The organism is Phenylobacterium sp., from assembly GCF_041920015.1.
GTDB lineage: Bacteria > Pseudomonadota > Alphaproteobacteria > Caulobacterales > Caulobacteraceae > Phenylobacterium.
Genome location: NZ_JAYRST010000026.1, coordinates 1 through 15,360, shown reverse-complemented (window position 1 = coordinate 15,360; position 15,360 = coordinate 1). Strand labels below are relative to the sequence as shown.

At 66.3% G+C, this 15,360-nt stretch carries 18 protein-coding genes and 2 tRNA genes; 2 read left to right on the top strand and 18 right to left on the bottom strand.

Annotated elements, in window-relative coordinates:
* Positions 1–91 precede the first annotated feature (91 nt).
* Genes nuoI through ACE3TL_RS07620 form a run of 11 tightly spaced genes read right to left on the bottom strand, consistent with a single transcriptional unit; the run spans position 92 to position 9,080 of the window.
* Complete coding sequence (nuoI, locus tag ACE3TL_RS07670) at positions 92–583, bottom strand: NADH-quinone oxidoreductase subunit NuoI (RefSeq protein ID WP_374532744.1); 492 nt, start codon at positions 581–583, stop codon at positions 92–94.
* Positions 584–590: 7 nt separating this feature from the next.
* Positions 591–779 carry a hypothetical protein gene (locus tag ACE3TL_RS07665; protein ID WP_374578127.1) on the bottom strand — a complete coding sequence of 63 codons (189 nt, stop codon included), beginning with the start codon at positions 777–779 and terminating at the stop codon, positions 591–593.
* Positions 780–793: 14 nt separating this feature from the next.
* Positions 794–1,870: an NADH-quinone oxidoreductase subunit NuoH gene (nuoH, locus tag ACE3TL_RS07660; protein WP_374578126.1), complete on the bottom strand. Its 1,077-nt coding sequence runs from the start codon at positions 1,868–1,870 to the stop codon at positions 794–796.
* Between the two features lie 6 nt (positions 1,871–1,876).
* On the bottom strand, positions 1,877–3,919 hold the full coding sequence (nuoG, locus tag ACE3TL_RS07655) for an NADH-quinone oxidoreductase subunit NuoG (protein ID WP_374578125.1): 2,043 nt from the start codon (positions 3,917–3,919) through the stop codon (positions 1,877–1,879).
* A 6-nt stretch (positions 3,920–3,925) separates the two neighbouring features.
* Positions 3,926–5,242 carry an NADH-quinone oxidoreductase subunit NuoF gene (gene nuoF / locus ACE3TL_RS07650; protein ID WP_374578124.1) on the bottom strand — a complete coding sequence of 439 codons (1,317 nt, stop codon included), beginning with the start codon at positions 5,240–5,242 and terminating at the stop codon, positions 3,926–3,928.
* Between the two features lie 55 nt (positions 5,243–5,297).
* A complete protein-coding gene (gene nuoE, locus ACE3TL_RS07645) occupies positions 5,298–5,975 on the bottom strand; it encodes an NADH-quinone oxidoreductase subunit NuoE (RefSeq protein WP_374578123.1) in 678 nt (225 codons plus the stop codon).
* A gap of 7 nt (positions 5,976–5,982) precedes the next feature.
* Positions 5,983–6,333 (bottom strand): nuclear transport factor 2 family protein, encoded by a 351-nt coding sequence (locus ACE3TL_RS07640; protein ID WP_374578122.1) that lies wholly within the window; start codon positions 6,331–6,333, stop codon positions 5,983–5,985.
* Complete coding sequence (locus ACE3TL_RS07635) at positions 6,330–7,544, bottom strand: NADH-quinone oxidoreductase subunit D (RefSeq protein WP_374578121.1); 1,215 nt, start codon at positions 7,542–7,544, stop codon at positions 6,330–6,332. The genes ACE3TL_RS07640 and ACE3TL_RS07635 overlap by 4 nt, the downstream gene beginning before the upstream one ends.
* Positions 7,544–8,155 (bottom strand): NADH-quinone oxidoreductase subunit C, encoded by a 612-nt coding sequence (locus tag ACE3TL_RS07630; RefSeq protein WP_374578120.1) that lies wholly within the window; start codon positions 8,153–8,155, stop codon positions 7,544–7,546. Before ACE3TL_RS07630 ends, ACE3TL_RS07635 begins: the two co-directional genes overlap by 1 nt.
* A complete protein-coding gene (locus tag ACE3TL_RS07625) occupies positions 8,152–8,733 on the bottom strand; it encodes an NADH-quinone oxidoreductase subunit B family protein (protein ID WP_374532735.1) in 582 nt (193 codons plus the stop codon). Before ACE3TL_RS07625 ends, ACE3TL_RS07630 begins: the two co-directional genes overlap by 4 nt.
* Positions 8,703–9,080 carry an NADH-quinone oxidoreductase subunit A gene (locus ACE3TL_RS07620; protein WP_374578119.1) on the bottom strand — a complete coding sequence of 126 codons (378 nt, stop codon included), beginning with the start codon at positions 9,078–9,080 and terminating at the stop codon, positions 8,703–8,705. The genes ACE3TL_RS07625 and ACE3TL_RS07620 overlap by 31 nt, the downstream gene beginning before the upstream one ends.
* A 344-nt stretch (positions 9,081–9,424) precedes the next feature.
* Here ACE3TL_RS07620 and ACE3TL_RS07615 point away from each other — a divergent pair.
* Positions 9,425–9,501 (top strand) — tRNA-Asp (locus ACE3TL_RS07615).
* 166 nt (positions 9,502–9,667) lie between these two features.
* Positions 9,668–10,336, top strand: a complete 669-nt coding sequence (locus ACE3TL_RS07610; RefSeq protein WP_374578118.1) for a PEPxxWA-CTERM sorting domain-containing protein — start codon at positions 9,668–9,670, stop codon at positions 10,334–10,336.
* Positions 10,337–10,381: 45 nt separating this feature from the next.
* Here the strand turns inward: ACE3TL_RS07610 and ACE3TL_RS07605 are convergent, their stop codons facing one another.
* From ACE3TL_RS07605 to ACE3TL_RS07575, 7 genes are all read right to left on the bottom strand, one after another.
* Entirely contained in the window at positions 10,382–10,954 is a 573-nt protein-coding gene (locus ACE3TL_RS07605) for an NADPH-dependent FMN reductase (protein ID WP_374578117.1), read from the bottom strand.
* 93 nt (positions 10,955–11,047) lie between these two features.
* On the bottom strand, positions 11,048–12,967 hold the full coding sequence (locus ACE3TL_RS07600) for a flavin-containing monooxygenase (RefSeq protein ID WP_374578116.1): 1,920 nt from the start codon (positions 12,965–12,967) through the stop codon (positions 11,048–11,050).
* Positions 12,968–13,100: 133 nt separating this feature from the next.
* On the bottom strand, positions 13,101–13,559 hold the full coding sequence (locus ACE3TL_RS07595; RefSeq protein WP_374578115.1) for a nucleoside deaminase: 459 nt from the start codon (positions 13,557–13,559) through the stop codon (positions 13,101–13,103).
* Positions 13,556–14,467: an aldo/keto reductase gene (locus ACE3TL_RS07590; RefSeq protein WP_374578114.1), complete on the bottom strand. Its 912-nt coding sequence runs from the start codon at positions 14,465–14,467 to the stop codon at positions 13,556–13,558. Before ACE3TL_RS07590 ends, ACE3TL_RS07595 begins: the two co-directional genes overlap by 4 nt.
* A 2-nt stretch (positions 14,468–14,469) precedes the next feature.
* Positions 14,470–14,709 (bottom strand): GIY-YIG nuclease family protein, encoded by a 240-nt coding sequence (locus tag ACE3TL_RS07585; RefSeq protein ID WP_374578113.1) that lies wholly within the window; start codon positions 14,707–14,709, stop codon positions 14,470–14,472.
* A 256-nt stretch (positions 14,710–14,965) separates the two neighbouring features.
* Positions 14,966–15,042: transfer RNA gene (locus ACE3TL_RS07580), tRNA-Val, on the bottom strand.
* A 70-nt stretch (positions 15,043–15,112) separates the two neighbouring features.
* Complete coding sequence (locus tag ACE3TL_RS07575; RefSeq protein ID WP_374578112.1) at positions 15,113–15,358, bottom strand: HU family DNA-binding protein; 246 nt, start codon at positions 15,356–15,358, stop codon at positions 15,113–15,115.
* Positions 15,359–15,360: the final 2 nt, after the last annotated feature.

Here is a 15,360-nt window from a genome sequence, read left to right as displayed (position 1 = left end):
CGGCTTTTCTCAGCCCCTTAGTTACGTGCGGTCCGCGCCGGGAGTCCGGTGCGGACGAAGGTGGTCGTCGGTTCGGATTCGCGCCGCGGTGTTAGCGGTACGGCGCGTCCAGTTCCAGGTTCTTGGCGATCTGCCGCTCCCAGCGATCCCCGTTCTCCAGAAGGCGTTCCTTGTCGTAGTAGAGCTCTTCGCGCGTCTCGACCGCGAACTCGATGTTCGGGCCCTCGACGATGGCGTCCACCGGGCAGGCCTCCTGGCACAGGCCGCAATAGATGCACTTGACCATGTCGATGTCGTAGCGGGTCGTGCGGCGGCTGCCGTCGTCGCGCGGCTCGGCCTCGATGGTGATGGCCTGGGCCGGGCAGATCGCCTCGCAAAGCTTGCAGGCGATGCACCGCTCTTCGCCGTTGGGATAGCGGCGCAGGGCGTGCTCGCCCCGGAATCGCGGCGACTGCGGGCCCCGCTCGTGCGGGTACTGCACGGTCGCCTTCGGCCTCACCATGTACTTCATCGCCAGGCCGAAGGCCCCGACGAAGTCCATCAGGGCCGCGCCCCTGACCGCTTGTGAAATTCGCTGCATCATCTCGCGGTTACTTTCTCTTGCAGGCGTAGTCGTTCATGCGCTTGCCCGAGCCTTCCTCGCTGCGGACCAGCTCGCCCCCCTTGGCCAGGCACGCCTCGCGCGCGCTCTTCAGCGCATCGTAGCTGGCCACGCCGCCGGCGATGGACGGTCCGCCGGCCGAGCTGGCGCAAGCGCCGAGGGTGAGAACCAGGGACATCGCCATCAGCCTCCTCATGCGCCCGCCGGTCCAAAGACGCGCCAGGCCGCCAGGATCGCCACGGCCGCCATCGAGGTCGGCAGGAACACCTTCCAGCCCAGCCGCATGAGCTGGTCGTAGCGGTAGCGCGGCACGATGGCCTTCACGATGCCGAACAGGAAGAAGAAGAAGCAGACCTTCAGCACGAACCACATCAGGCCGTAGAAGCTCTGCACGGTCGCCGGCCAGTCGTGGACGAACGGCAGGTCGATCGGGGCCTGCCAGCCGCCGAAGAACATCACCGAGATCAGCGCGCACATCAGCACGATGTTCACCAGCTCGCCGATCATGAAGAGCAGGAACGGGCTGGAGGAATATTCGACCTGATAACCGGCCACGAGTTCGGATTCAGCTTCCGGCAGGTCGAACGGCGGGCGGTTGGTCTCGGCCAGGGATGAGATGAAGAAGATCACCGCCATCGGGACCATCACCAGGGCCATGGGCAGGTTGTGCAACCCGCCGCCGAAGACGTTCCAGTTCCAGAAGCCGCCGGCCTGCATCTCGACGATCGTCTGCAGGTTCATGGTCCCGGCCAGCAGGATCACGGTCACGATCACGAAGCCGATGGAGACTTCGTAGGAGACCATCTGCGCGGCCGAGCGCAGCGAGCCCAGGAACGGATACTTCGAGTTTGAAGCCCAGCCGCCCATGATGATGCCATAGACGCCCAGCGACGAGATCGCGAACAGGTACAGCACTCCGACATTGATGTCGGAGACCACCCAGCCCGGCGCGAACGGGATCACCGCCCAGCCGACCAGGGCCAGGACGAAGGTCAGAACCGGCGCCAGCAGGAAGACGAACTTGTCCGCCCCGTCCGGGATGACGATTTCCTTCAGCACGAACTTGATCAGGTCCGCGAAGGACTGCAGCAGGCCGAACGGGCCGACGACATTGGGCCCTTTGCGCATCTGCACGCCGGCCCAGATCTTCCGGTCGGCGAGCATGAAGAAGGCCAGCGCCACCAGCAGCGGCAGCACGACCGCCATGATCTGGGCGACGGTGATCAGGGTCCAGCCGCCCGGCGTGGCCCAGAAGGAGTTCGCGTCCATGCCCCTCTACTCCGCCGCGATCTTGGCGGCGCCGGAAGCCACGGCGGCGCACTCGGCCATCGTCACGCTGGCGCGCGCGATGGGATTGGTCAGGTGGAAAGCCTTCACCGCGCTCTCGAACGGAGCCTCGGCGAGGTCGCCCTTCGCGCCGAGCGCGGCGAAGTCGACCGCAGCGCCGGTGGCGCCGGGCGCATAGTCGATCTGGCCGAAGGTCGGGTGGTCGTCGAAGAGCTTGGCCCGAAGCTGGGCCAGGGTGTCGTACGGCAGGGTCGCGCCGAGGCGGTCGGACAGGGCGCGAAACACCGACCAGTCCTCGCGGGCCTCGCCCTTCGGGAACACCGCCCGATAGCCGAATTGAACCCGGCCCTCGGTGTTGACGTAGAGGCCGTCCTTCTCGGTATAGGCGGCCCCCGGCAGGATCACGTCCGCGGCATGGGCGCCATTGTCGCCGTGGGTGCCGAGATAGACCTTGAAGGCGTCGGAGCCCTTGGCGTCGATCTCGTCGGCGCCCAGCAGGAAGAGCACGTCCAGCGCGCCCGGCTGCACCATTTCGCGGGCGGTCTTGCCGCCCTCGCCCGGTACGAAGCCCAGGTCGAGGCCGCCGACCCGCGAGGCGGCGGCATGCAGCACGTTCCAGGTCATGCCGAAGCTCTTGGCGACCGCCGCGGCGGCGGCGAGCACCGCTTGGCCGTCCTCGCGCGCGAGCGCCCCGGCGCCGACGATGATCGCCGGCTTCCTGGCTTCCTTCAGCGCCTTGACGAAGTCGTTTTTCGCCCGGGTCAGGCCCGACAGGGTCGCAGGTCCCGCGCCGAGGTAATCGTACTTGTAGGTCAGGTCGGCTTGCTCGCCGATCACGCCCACGCGCAGGGCGCCCGCGGCCCAGCGCTTACGCAGGCGCGCGTTGAACACCGGCGCTTCGAGGCGCGGATTGCTCCCGACCAGCAGGATCACGTCGGCCTCTTCGATGCCGGCGATGGTCGAGTTCATCAGCCAGCTCTCGCGCTGGCCGCCGCCCAGGGCCATGCCGTCCTGGCGGCAGTCGATATTGGGCGAGCCGAGGGCCGCGAACAGATCCTTGGCCGCCTTCATCGATTCGGCGTCCTGGAGGTCGCCGCCGATGACGCCGATCCGCTCGCCGTTGGTCGCCTTGATCTTCTCGGCGATCAGGTCGAACGCCTCGCCCCAGCTCGCCGGCTGCAGGCGCCCGCCCTTGCGCACGAACGGACGGTCGAGGCGCTGGCGCGACAGGCCGTCGACGGCGTAGCGCGTCTTGTCGCTGATCCACTCCTCGTTGATCTCTTCGTTCAGGCGCGGCAGCACGCGCAGGACAGCCGGCCCACGGCTGTCGACGCGGATGGCGGAACCCAGCGCGTCCATCACGTCCACGCTCTCGGTCTTCTTCAGTTCCCAGGGGCGGGCGTTGAAGGCATAGGGCTTGGAGGTGAGCGCCCCGACCGGGCAGAGGTCGATCACGTTGGCCGACAGTTCGGACGCCACGGCCTTGTCGAGATAGGTCGTGATTTCAACGTCTTCGCCGCGGGAGATCAGGCCGATTTCCGGCACGCCGGCCACTTCGGTGATGAAGCGGACACAGCGCGTGCACTGGATGCAGCGGGTCATGACCGTCTTGATGAGCGGCCCCATGTACTTTTCTTCGACGGCCCGCTTGTTCTCGAGATAACGGCTGTCGTCGCGGCCATAGCCCATGGCCTGGTCCTGCAGGTCGCACTCGCCGCCCTGGTCGCAGATCGGGCAGTCGAGAGGGTGGTTGATGAGCAGGAACTCCATCACCCCTTCGCGGGCCTTCTTCACCATCGGGGTGTTGGTGAAAATCTCCTGGCCCTCGGCCGCCGGCAGGGCGCACGAAGCCTGGGGCTTCGGCGGGCCGGGCTTCACCTCGACCAGGCACATGCGGCAGTTGCCGGCGATGCTCAGGCGCTCGTGGTAGCAGAAGCGCGGAATCTCCTCGCCAGCCAGTTCCGCAACCTGCAGAACCGTCATGCCGGGTTCGAACTCGACCTCGACGCCGTTGACTTTAGCCTTGGCCATTCGCGGTTACTCCGCCGCTTGCAGGGACGCGCCCTGCACATGCGGCCTTCCGGCCCGATATTGAGTGATCCGATCCTCCACCTCATGGCGGAAGTGACGGAAAAGGCCCTGGATCGGCCAGGCGGCCGCATCGCCCAGGCCGCAGATGGTGTGGCCTTCGACCTGGCTGGCCACGTCCAGCAGCATGTCGATCTCGCGCATCTCGGCTTCGCCGGTGACCATGCGCTCCATGACCCGCCACATCCAGCCGGTGCCTTCGCGGCACGGCGTGCACTGGCCACAGCTCTCGTGCTTGTAGAAGTACGACAGGCGGGCGATCGCCTTCACGATGTCGGTGGACTGGTCCATCACGATCACCGCTGCGGTGCCCAGGCCCGACTTCAGCGCCGAGAGGCTGTCGAAGTCCATCAGGGCGGTCTCGGCCTCGTGGGCTGGGATCATCCGCACCGACGAGCCGCCGGGAATGATCGCCTTCAGATTGCCCCAGCCCCCGCGGATGCCGCCACAGTGGTCTTCCAGCAGTTGCTTCAGCGGGATCGACATCGCCTCTTCGACGACGCACGGCTTGTTCACATGACCTGAGATGGCCATCAGCTTGGTGCCGGTGTTGTTCGGACGGCCGAAGCCCGCGAACCACTCGGCGCCGCGGCGCAGGATGGTCCCGACGACCGAGATCGACTCGACGTTGTTGATGGTGGTCGGGCAACCGTAGATGCCGGCGCCGGCCGGGAACGGCGGCTTCAGGCGCGGCTGGCCCTTCTTGCCTTCCAGGCTTTCCATCAGCGCGGTTTCGTCGCCGCAGATATAGGCCCCGCCACCGTGGGTGACGTGCAGGTCGAAGTCCCAGCCGTGGACGTTGCCCTTGCCGATCAGCTTGGCCTCGTAGGCCTGGCGGATCGCAGCCTCCAGGCGCTCGCGCTCATGCACGTATTCGCCGCGGATGTAGATGTAGCAGGTATGGGCGCGGATCGCGTAGCTGGCGATCAGGCAGCCTTCGATCAGCAGGTGCGGATCATTGCGCATGATCTCACGGTCCTTGCAGGTGCCCGGCTCGGACTCGTCGGCGTTGACGACCAGATAGTGCGGCCGCTCGCTCTCCTGCTTGGGCATGAAGGTCCACTTGAGGCCCGTGCCGAAGCCCGCGCCGCCGCGGCCGCGCAGACCCGAGGCCTTGATCTGGTCGCAGAGCCATTCCGGCGTCTGCTTCAGCATTTCACGGGTGCCGTTCCAGGCCCCACGCGTCTTCGCTCCCTCCAGGCCCCAATCGTGCAGCCCGTAGAGGTTGGTGAAGATGCGGTCCTTGTCTTCGAGAATACCGACCAAGGCCCCTACTCTCCTCTGCCTGCGCCGCCCCGGCGCGCGATGGCGTTGATTGCGCTCACTGGGCCGGCTCCTTGGCGCCCGGCTTGGGCGCGTTGGGCAGCGACTTGATCGGCTTGGCGCGGCTGCCGTCATAGAGCGAAGGCTCGCTCAGGGTCAGCGGACCGCCCTCCGGGGCCGCACCCTGGCGGCCGATGGCCGAGCCCGGCGCGCGCGGCTTGCCGGCGGCGAACTCATCGAGGATCTCGCCCAGGCTCTCGACCGTGAGGTCTTCGTAGTAATAGTCGTTGATCGCGGCCATCGGGGCGTTGGAACACGCGCCCAGGCACTCGACTTCCTGCCAGTAGAACTTGCCGTCGGCCGAGAGGTGATCCTTCGGGCCGATCCGCTTCTTGCAATAGGCCATCAGGTCGTTCGCACCGCGCAGCGCGCACGGCGTCGTGCCGCAGACCTGCACCAGGGCGTGGCTGCCGACCGGCTCGAGCATGAACATGGTGTAGAAGGTCGCGACCTCCAGCACCCGGATCTGGGCCATGCCCAGCAGTTCGGCGACCGTGCGGATGGCCGGTTCGGAGACCCAGCCTTCCTGCTTCTGCACCAGCCACAGAATCGGAATGACCGCCGATTGCTGGCGGCCGGCCGGGAACTTGGAAATCCACCACTCCGCCTTCTTCCTCGTCTCCTCGGTGAAGGCGAAGCTGGCGGGCTGGTTCGGAGAGAGGCGGCGAACGCTCAAGCGATCCTCACTTCACGAAGTCGACGCGGACGATCTTGGCGTCCGCGACGGTGTAGATGGCGGCGACCTCGAACGGATCGGCGTCCGGCGAACGCTTGACCCGTTCATGGTCGATGACGCGATTGCCGACCACGATACGGTTCAGCAGCTCGGCGTGATTTTGCGGGAAGTCGGCGAAGACCTGCTCGTACTTCGCCCGATAGGCCGCGAGGCCACTGACGGTGACCGCGCCATTGAGGTCGGCCACCACGACATCGTCGGCGAAACAGGCGCAGTGCCCGTCCAGGTCCTGGGTGTTGTAGGCCTCAAGCTGCGCCTGGGCCACGTCGAACGGGGTGATGCAGGCAGGCGCGTTCACCGGTCGATCTCCCCGAACACGATGTCGAGCGAGCCGAGGATCGCCGAGACGTCGGCCAGCATGTGGCCGCGGTTCAGCCAGTCCATCGACATCAGGTGCGGAAAGCCCGGCGCGCGGATCTTGCAACGGTACGGCCGGTTCGAGCCGTCCGAGACCAGGAACACCCCGAACTCGCCCTTGGGCGCCTCCACGGCCGCGTAGACCTCGCCAGCCGGCGTGTGGAAGCCCTCGGTATAGAGCTTGAAGTGGTGGATGAGCGCTTCCATCGAACGCTTCATCTCGCCACGCCGCGGGGGCGCGAACTTGTTGTCCTCGGTCAGCACCGCGCCAGGGGTCTTCTTCAGGCGGTCGGCGCATTGGATGATGATCCGCGCGCTCTGGCGCATCTCTTCCATCCGGCAGAGGTAGCGGTCGTAGCAGTCGCCGTTGACGCCGAGCGGAATGTCGAACTCGAAGTCGTCATAGCATTCGTAGGGCTGGCTGCGGCGCAGGTCCCAAGCGATGCCCGAGCCGCGCACCAGCACGCCCGAAAAGCCCCAGCGGATGGCTTCTTCCTTGCTGACCACGCCGATGTCGACGTTGCGCTGCTTGAAGATGCGGTTGCCGGTGATCAGGTCGTCGATGTCGCGCAGCGGCTTCTCGAACGCCACCGCCCAGTCGCGGATATCGTCGACCAACGCCTCGGGCAGGTCCTGGTGCACCCCGCCCGGCCGGAAGTAGTTGGCGTGCAGGCGCGCCCCGCAGGCGCGCTCGTAGAACACCATCAGCTTCTCGCGCTCCTCGAAGCCCCAGAGAGGCGGGGTGAGCGCGCCGACGTCCATGGCCTGGGTCGTGACGTTCAGCAGGTGGTTCAGGATGCGGCCGATTTCCGAGAACATCACCCGGATGACCTGGCCGCGGATCGGAACTTCCAGCTCCAGCAGCTTCTCGATGGCCAGGCAGAACGCATGTTCCTGGTTCATCGGCGCCACGTAGTCGAGGCGGTCGAAGTACGGGATGTTCTGGAGGTAGGTCCGGTACTCCATCAGCTTCTCGGTGCCGCGATGCAGCAGGCCGACGTGCGGGTCCACCCGCTCGACGACTTCACCGTCCAGCTCCAGCACCAGGCGCAGAACGCCGTGCGCCGCAGGGTGCTGCGGGCCGAAGTTGATGTTGAACTTGCGGACCGGGGTTTCCGGCAAGGTGACAGGGCTCGAAGCGTCGTCAGCCATTATTTAGCCTCCGCTTTCTCGTCGCCCGGCAGCACGTACTGCGCGCCTTCCCAGGGGCTCATGAAGTCCCAGTTACGGAATTCGACCGACTTCACCGGCTCGTAGACGACACGCTTGAGTTCGTCGTCGTAGCGCAGCTCGACATACCCGGTCATCGGGAAGTCCTTGCGCAGCGGATGGCCGTGGAAGCCGTAATCAGTGAGGATGCGGCGCAGGTCCGGATGGCCTTCGAAGAACACGCCGTACATGTCGAACGCCTCGCGCTCGTACCAGTCGGCGCAGGGGAAGACCTCGGTCACCGTTGGAACCGGCGTGTCTTCGTCCGTCTGCACCTTGATCCGCAAGCGCGCGTTCCGGGTCATGGACAGCAGATGATAGACCACGTCGAACCGCAGGGCGCGGTCCGGATAGTCGACCCCGCAGAGGTCGATAAGCTGGTGGAAGCCGAACTGGTCGCGCAGTTGGGTCAGGGCCTCGACGATGCGGTTGGCCGGCCCGGTCAGGGTCAGTTCGCCATAGGCCACGTGCGCGCCGGCGACGGCGCCGGTCGAGGAGGTGACGATCTCATTGCCCAGCGCCGCCAGGGCGCCTTCGGTCAGGGGCCAGCTCATCGCTCGATCGTCCCCGTGCGGCGGATCTTCTTCTGCAGTTGCAGCACGCCGTAGACCAGGGCCTCGGCCGTCGGCGGGCAGCCCGGGACATAGATGTCGACCGGCACGATGCGGTCGCAGCCGCGCACCACGGAATAGGAGAAGTAGTAGTAGCCGCCGCCGTTGGCGCAGGAGCCCATGGAGATGACGTACCGCGGCTCGGGCATCTGGTCGTAGACCTTGCGCAGCGCCGGGGCCATCTTGTTGCAGAGCGTGCCGGCCACGATCATCACGTCCGACTGGCGCGGGCTGGCGCGCGGCGCAAAGCCATAGCGCTCCAGATCGTAGCGCGGCATGGACGCCTGCATCATCTCGACCGCGCAGCAGGCCAGGCCGAAGGTCATCCACATCAGCGAGCCGGTGCGCGCCCAGGTGATCAGGTCGTCGGCGGCCGCAGTGATGAAGCCCTTGTCGGCCAGCTCGCCCGAGACGCCGTCGAAGAAGGGGTCGTGGAGCTTGGGGTCGTAGCCTTCGACCGTCGAGCGGCCGGCCGAACCCGCAGGAACGATCACTCCCATTCCAGGGCGCCTTTCTTCCATTCGTAGATGAAGCCGACAGTCAGTACGCCCAGGAAGGTCATCATCGACCAGAAGGCGAACTGTCCCAGCTCCTGGGGCAGCTTCATGAGCGACACCGCCCACGGGAACAGGAACGCCACTTCCAGGTCGAAGATGATGAACAGGATCGAGACCAGATAGAATCTGACGTCGAACTTCATCCGCGCATCATCGAAGGCGTTGAAGCCGCACTCGTAGGTGGACAGCTTCTCCGGATCGGGCGCCTGCGGCGAAAGCGTCGCGGAGGCCACGATGAAGGCTAGGCCCAGGATGGTCGCGATCCCAAGGAAGATCACGATGGGCAGATACTGCAAAAGAAAGGCGTTCATGGATTCCTCGGAGGAGTCGCGCGCCCTTCTAGACCAGCATTGCGCAGGGTTCAAACGGCGTGGTGCGACCATCGGTATCGCAAATGCGCTCAGGCTGCATTGTCTGTGATTTCCGTAGCTTCCGACCGTGACGCGGGCTCACGAAACTTCGTCAGATGGACCCGTTTTGATGATAATAATTCTCAATACTAAGAACTGCCTCAAATCCGCCCTTTCCTACCCTCTCCGCTCCGTCTGACGGAAGAACTGGCCTTCGCGGTTTATCCACAGCAGATCGAGATTGGGCGTTGACACGATTCAGGGGGGGACATATCAGACGCGCCTCGCGGCGACGTCGCCGTCACGCGGATGTAGCTCAGTTGGTTAGAGCGCCGGCCTGTCACGCCGGAGGTCGCGGGTTCGAGCCCCGTCATTCGCGCCACTTCTTCCTGAAATCACAAGGCCTTGTGACAGACGCTCCGGTTGGGCGCGTTCTTCTGTTTCGCCTTGCCCGATCCGCCCGCCGACGGCTCTCGCCCCAAAATGAAACAGCTCAGCTTGACTTGGCGTAGAGCCTGAAGTCCGCTTCCACCCAAGGGAGTATTGTCATGCTGAAAGTTCATGCGCCGGTTCTCGCAGCCGCAGCGTTCCTCTGGGCCGGATCGGCGGAAGCGGCCCAGTTCTACGAAGTGACTCTCAAGGGTGAACTGACCAAGGAACTCGGCTTCGGTCCGTGGGAGCTCAACACCGGCGTCGATCAGAACCTCGCTATCGGCGACATCGTCACCCTCACCGCCCGGTTCGATGCGAGCCGCGCCCTCCACCAAGGCGGCGGCTTCGTCGCGGGTCTCTATGGCCTGCCCACAACCGGCGACGAATTCTGGCGCCTTGAGGTCGGCAGCCTTAGCTGGGCGTCCACTACCGAGATGTTCGACGGCTTTCCGATCGATATCGACGACGAGACGTTCTATGCCGACCCGTCCATTACCTTCACCGGCGGCAAAGTGACCGGTGTTTCCGGGGACATGGTCCCGACCGAGACCGACGCAGTTCCGGTGTTCTTCCTCGGCGGCTTCCGGATCGAGCCGGGCGAAGGCCTCTACGGCAACACCTACAATTCCCAAGGTTTCGGCGGGGTCTGGGACTACGCCAACTCCACCGTGACGCTCTCTGCTGTCCCTGAGCCGGCCGCCTGGGCGATGATGATCGTCGGCTTCGGCATGACCGGCGCTGCGATCCGCGCCACGCGGCGCCGACCCGCCACGGCCTGGGCCTGACGGGTTCTGGCGGGACGGCCGCCGCCGTCCCGCTCCCTCGCCAACCTAGCTCGCCTCGCGCATCGCCTTCAGCGCCTTGGCCCAGCGGGCCAGCTCGTCGAGCATGGCCTTGGCCGAGGCCTCGTGCGTCTCGCTCGGCGTGAAACGGCCCTCGGCGTCGAGGAACTGCGAGAACATCGGGATCGTCACCTGCTCGGGCAGCGGCATGATCTTGAAATTGGCCAGCATCAGCTTCTCGGCCTGCACGGCGCGCAGACCGCCCGAAACGCCGGCGTAGCTGACGAAGCCGGCCACCTTGTCGCGCCATTCGTGGACCAGATAGTTCATGGCGTTCAGCAGCGAAGGCGGCGGCCCGTAGTTGTACTCGGGCGTGACGAACACGAAGGCGTCCGCCGACCCCACGCTCGCACTCCAGGCCTTGGTGTGGGCGTGCTCGTATTTGCGCAGCCTCGGATGATGCGGCTCGTCGAACACCGGCAAGGCGAACTGAACCAGATCCGCCAACTCGACCTCGAAGCCGCCATGCGTCCTGGCGAAGCCCTCGAACCACTGACCGATGGAAGGGCCGACCCGACCGGGCCGCGTCGAACAGACGACGACGTTGAGCTTCAGCGACATGGGATTCTCCAGACTCATCGCCCTTGCGGCGAAGCCATGGCCTAGCCGCGCGCGCCGCTCAGCGCGAGTCCGTTCGCTCCGGCCCAAACGTCCTCAACCGACCAGTTCGGCGCTTCTGGTCAGCACGAAGTCTTCGGGATCGGGCTTCAGGGTGGCGCGCCAGTAGTCGACCAGGGCGAAGGGCCAGTTCTGCGTCACCCGACCGGCCTCGTTCTTGTACCAGCTTGTCACCTGCGGCGCGCCCCAGGCCATCCTGCGATTGCCTTCGTCCACACGCTTGTTGAAGGCGTCGTGCACCTCGCGCTTCGGCTCCATCGCCGCCGAGCCGGTCTGCGCCAGCAACTTCAGGCAACCCACGATGTAGCGGACGCTGCATTCGGAGAAGAAGATGATCGAGCCGTTGACCACGATATTGGTGTTCGGCCCATAGATCATGAAGAGATTGGGAAAGCCCGGGGTCGTCATCCCCAGATAGGCGCGCGGATCGCCGGCCCAGGTCTCGTGCAGGTCGGCCCCGCCCCGGCCCTTGATCTTCATCGGCCACAGGAACTTCGACGCGTGGAAGCCGGTGCCGTAGATGATGACGTCGAAGTCGCGGGCCTGGCCGTCCGCCGTCGCCACCCCGCCTGGCGTGATCTCGGTGATCGCGTCGGTGACCAGCTCGACATTGGGCCGTTGCAACGCGGCCATCCAGACGCCGTTGTCGAGCAGCGAGCGCTTGCCGCCGACCGGATAGGTCGGGATCACCTTCTCCACCAGGTCCGACCGATCAGGCGCCTGGGCGGCGATGGCCGCGGCGATCATGTCGCGGAACCCCTGGTTCAATTCGCTGACCGCGGTCGGCGGGCCGTTCCAGCCGGGATCGACCGTGACCATGGGCAGCAGCCCGTCGGTCACCATCCAGAACATCCAGAAGCGGTACCATTTGTCGTAATAGGGGACGTGCTCCATCAGCCAGTTCATCCCGGCGGGCACGTCCTCATGATAGTGCGCGACCGGGAAACCCCAGGGCGGCGTACGCTGGAAGATGGTCAGGTCGCCGACCTTGCCGGCGATCTCCGGCACGAACTGATAGGCGCTGGCGCCGGCGCCGATCACAGCCACGCGCTTGCCGGCGAGGTCGATGTCGTGACGCCATTCGGCCGAGTGGAAGGCCGGGCCGGCGAACCGCTCGCGCCCCTTGATCTCCGGATAACGCGGGCGGTTGAGCTGGCCGACGGCGGTGATCACCGCATTGGCCTCGACCTGCTGGGGCCCCTCCGGGGTCTGCAGCTTCACCTTCCAGACGGCCCGCTGCTCGTCCCAGCTCATCTCCTCGACCGTGACGCCGAAACGGACGTGCTTCTTCAGGTCGTGGCGGGCGGCGACGTCCTGAAAATAGTTCAGCAGCACCGGCTGGGTGGAGAAATGCTGCGGCCAGAAATGGTTCGGCTCGAAGCTGTAGGAATACATGTGGTTGGAGGAATCGACCCGGCAGCCGGGATAGGTGTTCTCCAGCCAGGTGCCGCCGACGTCGGCGTTCTTCTCCACCACCTCGAACGGCACGCCGGCCTGTTCCAGGCGGATGGCGGCCAGCAGGCCCGACATGCCGGCCCCGATCACCAGGACGTGCAATCGCCGCGCCGCGCCCTTCAGCTCCGGCGACCAGTCCGGGTCCTTGGAGGAATGACCGTCCAGGGCCAGTTCGTCGGTCAGGAACTCGCCATAGCCGTCCGGAATGTCAGCGCCGGCCACGAAGCTCATCATCCGGCGGACCAGCTCCGGCCCCGGCGTCGCGGCCATCGGGGCCTTGTCGGTCAGATAGTCGGTGATGGCGACCTTGGCGGCCGCACGCATCTTGGCCTGTTCGGCCTCCGACACCCCGGTCTCGCCGCGCGACAACGGCGTATAGGCCGGCCGCCACTCCGGCCGCAGCCACGAGTCGTCGCCCGTCAGATGCACCAGCGCCGCCGACAGCGCCGGCAGGTGCGCGGTCTCCAGCGCCTGGTCGAGAGGTCCGAGGTCCACCGCCATGTCTCGTCTCCACCCTGGATTATCGTTGTTATCCAGTGAGACTACGCCTCTGAGACCGCAGGAAAAGGGCGCCCCCGCGGAAGGATCGCAGGAGGAGAGAGGTCGAACCACGCACAGCGTGAAAGTCCCCGCGTCAGCCTTGGGCCACGCCCTTCCAGGCCCGATAGATCGCCGGATCGCCCATCGGCGTGTGGCGCACATCGAGCGCCTGGGCTTCGAGCGGCTTGGCCATCTGCGCATAGACCATCGCGGTCGACAGGCCGTAGGGCTCGCCCTGCGCATTGGAATAGGCGAAACGGACAGCCGCAACACCGGTCATGTGCATGGCCGCCAGGCACATGGGGCACGGCTGACCGCTGGCATAGACGACGCAGCCGTCCAGGCGCGGCGTTCCGAGCGCCTTGGCCGCCTGGCGCATGGCCGACAGCTCGGCGTGGGCCGTCGGATCGCCGGTCGCGCCGATTTCGTTGACGCCGGTGGCGACCACCCGCCCGTCCTTGACCACCACGGCGCCGAACGGACGCCCGCCCGCCTCGCGGACGTTCGCCTCGGCCAGGGCGATGGCTTGGCGCAGATAGGCTTCGTCGGTCATCGGGCGTCCTCCTGGGCGGCGCGGATGCGATCGCACGTGTCGGCGTCCAGGGCCATGCCGGACGCGGCCAGGTTCTCCAGGAGATGCGCCATTCGCGTGGCGCCGACCACGGCGCTGGCGACGTTCGGATCGGCGAGCACATAGGCGAGCGCGGCCTGGGAGGCGGTCATCTCGCGCAGGCGGCGCAGAAAGGCGAACCGACGCCCGCGCACCAGGTCGGCGCGGTGGTTCTTCAGCGCCCGCAAGGCGTACCAGACGTCCCGCGGCGCCCGCAGGCGCAGGCCCGAGATATGGCCCATGGCCAGCGGCATGCCGGCCAGGACGCCCTTGCCCCGCGCCGCCGCCCGCGCGATCAGCGCCGCCCGCTCCGGACGCAGGACATTGTAGTCGACCATCACCACGTCGAAGACCGGCAGGCCGGCGACATGGTCGATCACCGCCGGGTCGAAGCTGTTGGCGCCCAGAGCCCGAACCAGGCCCCGGCGCTTCAATCCCTCGAGCATCGACAGCATCTCGTCATTCAGCTCGGCCGCCGCCGGGCCGTGAAGCTGCAGCAGCGGCAGGGCCTCCAGACCTAGGTTGCGCAGGCTCCGCACCACGCTGGCCTCGATCGCCGCCGGCCGGAAGTCGCGCCGCACTCGCCGTCCGTCATGGAACGTACCGGCCTTGGTCGCCACCACCACCTGGTCCAGCGCCCTGCCCTTCAGCGCCCGCCCCAGCCGCGGCTCGGCCTGCCCCCCCGAATAGGCGGCCCCGGTGTCGAACAGCGTGACCCCATGGTCGAGCGCCGCGTGCACCAGCCTCACCGCCGCCCGCTCGTCGAACGCCCGCTGCCCCCACCAGCTCGCACACCCGAACCCGATCTCGGAAACGGAAAAGCCGGTGCGGCCAAGGGGGCGGTGGAGCATGATTACAGTCGCTTCTTGGCGAACGCTCGGCCGGAAGCGGTCTTGAGATAACGCTCGAACTCGACCGCACGCTGTTCGTCGCTGAAGGCGAAATAACTCTTCACACGCCAGGGTGCGAACTTCGAAGTGTGAGCCACTTCCCCCGCATTGTGACGCGCCAGCCGAGCCTTCAGGTCGCCAGTCAGACCGATATAGTAGCGGCCAGGGGCGGCTTCGGATTCCAGGATATAGACGTACTTCATGAATCCTGGGCCTTACAGCCTTCGCCCAAGAGGGGCTTGGAACGGGCTTCGGGAAGAACGCCCTCAACTCAACAGCCCGCCCCCGCTACGCTTCGGCGCGGCAGCCTTCGCCCTGGAGACGGCTTGCCGAGCCGTAGCCCGTGGAACGGCGCCCGAAAACCTCGAACTCAGAAGCCCGCCTTCGCTGCGCTTCGGCGCGGCAGCCTTCGCCCTGGAGAGGGCTTGCCGAGCCGTAGCCCGTGGAATGGGCGAAGGCTGGTGGGCGGCGAGGGGTTCGAACCCCCGACCCCCTGGGTGTAAACCAGGTGCTCTGACCAGCTGAGCTAGCCGCCCTCATAGAAAGGAAAAAGGGCGACCTTCGCGTCGGAAGGCCGCCCTTGAACGCCTGACTGCGAGAACAGTCTTAGTTCAGCGAGCTCTTCAGACCTTCGCCGACGCGGAAGCGCGCCGTCTTCGAGGCCGGACGGCTCACCGTCTCACCGGTGCGCGGGTTGCGCGCGGTGCCAGCGGCGCGGGTCACCGGAACGAAGCTGCCGAAACCGACGAGTCGGACTTCCTGCCCCGCCTTCAGCGACGCCGTGACGCTGTCGATGAACGCTTCCAGAGCGTCTTTCGCCTGCGCCTTGTTGAGGCCCGCCTTGTCGGCGATCG

Coding starts and splice junctions, on each gene's coding strand:
- nuoI (WP_374532744.1), bottom strand. CDS start 583: ATGATGCAGCGAATTTCACAAGCGGTCAGGGGCGCGGCCCTGATGGAC.
- ACE3TL_RS07665 (WP_374578127.1), bottom strand. CDS start 779: ATGTCCCTGGTTCTCACCCTCGGCGCTTGCGCCAGCTCGGCCGGCGGA.
- nuoH (WP_374578126.1), bottom strand. CDS start 1,870: ATGGACGCGAACTCCTTCTGGGCCACGCCGGGCGGCTGGACCCTGATC.
- nuoG (WP_374578125.1), bottom strand. CDS start 3,919: ATGGCCAAGGCTAAAGTCAACGGCGTCGAGGTCGAGTTCGAACCCGGC.
- ACE3TL_RS07635 (WP_374578121.1), bottom strand. CDS start 7,544: ATGGCTGACGACGCTTCGAGCCCTGTCACCTTGCCGGAAACCCCGGTC.
- ACE3TL_RS07630 (WP_374578120.1), bottom strand. CDS start 8,155: ATGAGCTGGCCCCTGACCGAAGGCGCCCTGGCGGCGCTGGGCAATGAG.
- ACE3TL_RS07625 (WP_374532735.1), bottom strand. CDS start 8,733: ATGGAAGAAAGGCGCCCTGGAATGGGAGTGATCGTTCCTGCGGGTTCG.
- ACE3TL_RS07620 (WP_374578119.1), bottom strand. CDS start 9,080: ATGAACGCCTTTCTTTTGCAGTATCTGCCCATCGTGATCTTCCTTGGG.
- ACE3TL_RS07610 (WP_374578118.1), top strand. CDS start 9,668: ATGCTGAAAGTTCATGCGCCGGTTCTCGCAGCCGCAGCGTTCCTCTGG.
- ACE3TL_RS07605 (WP_374578117.1), bottom strand. CDS start 10,954: ATGTCGCTGAAGCTCAACGTCGTCGTCTGTTCGACGCGGCCCGGTCGG.
- ACE3TL_RS07600 (WP_374578116.1), bottom strand. CDS start 12,967: ATGGCGGTGGACCTCGGACCTCTCGACCAGGCGCTGGAGACCGCGCAC.
- ACE3TL_RS07595 (WP_374578115.1), bottom strand. CDS start 13,559: ATGACCGACGAAGCCTATCTGCGCCAAGCCATCGCCCTGGCCGAGGCG.
- ACE3TL_RS07590 (WP_374578114.1), bottom strand. CDS start 14,467: ATGCTCCACCGCCCCCTTGGCCGCACCGGCTTTTCCGTTTCCGAGATC.
- ACE3TL_RS07585 (WP_374578113.1), bottom strand. CDS start 14,709: ATGAAGTACGTCTATATCCTGGAATCCGAAGCCGCCCCTGGCCGCTAC.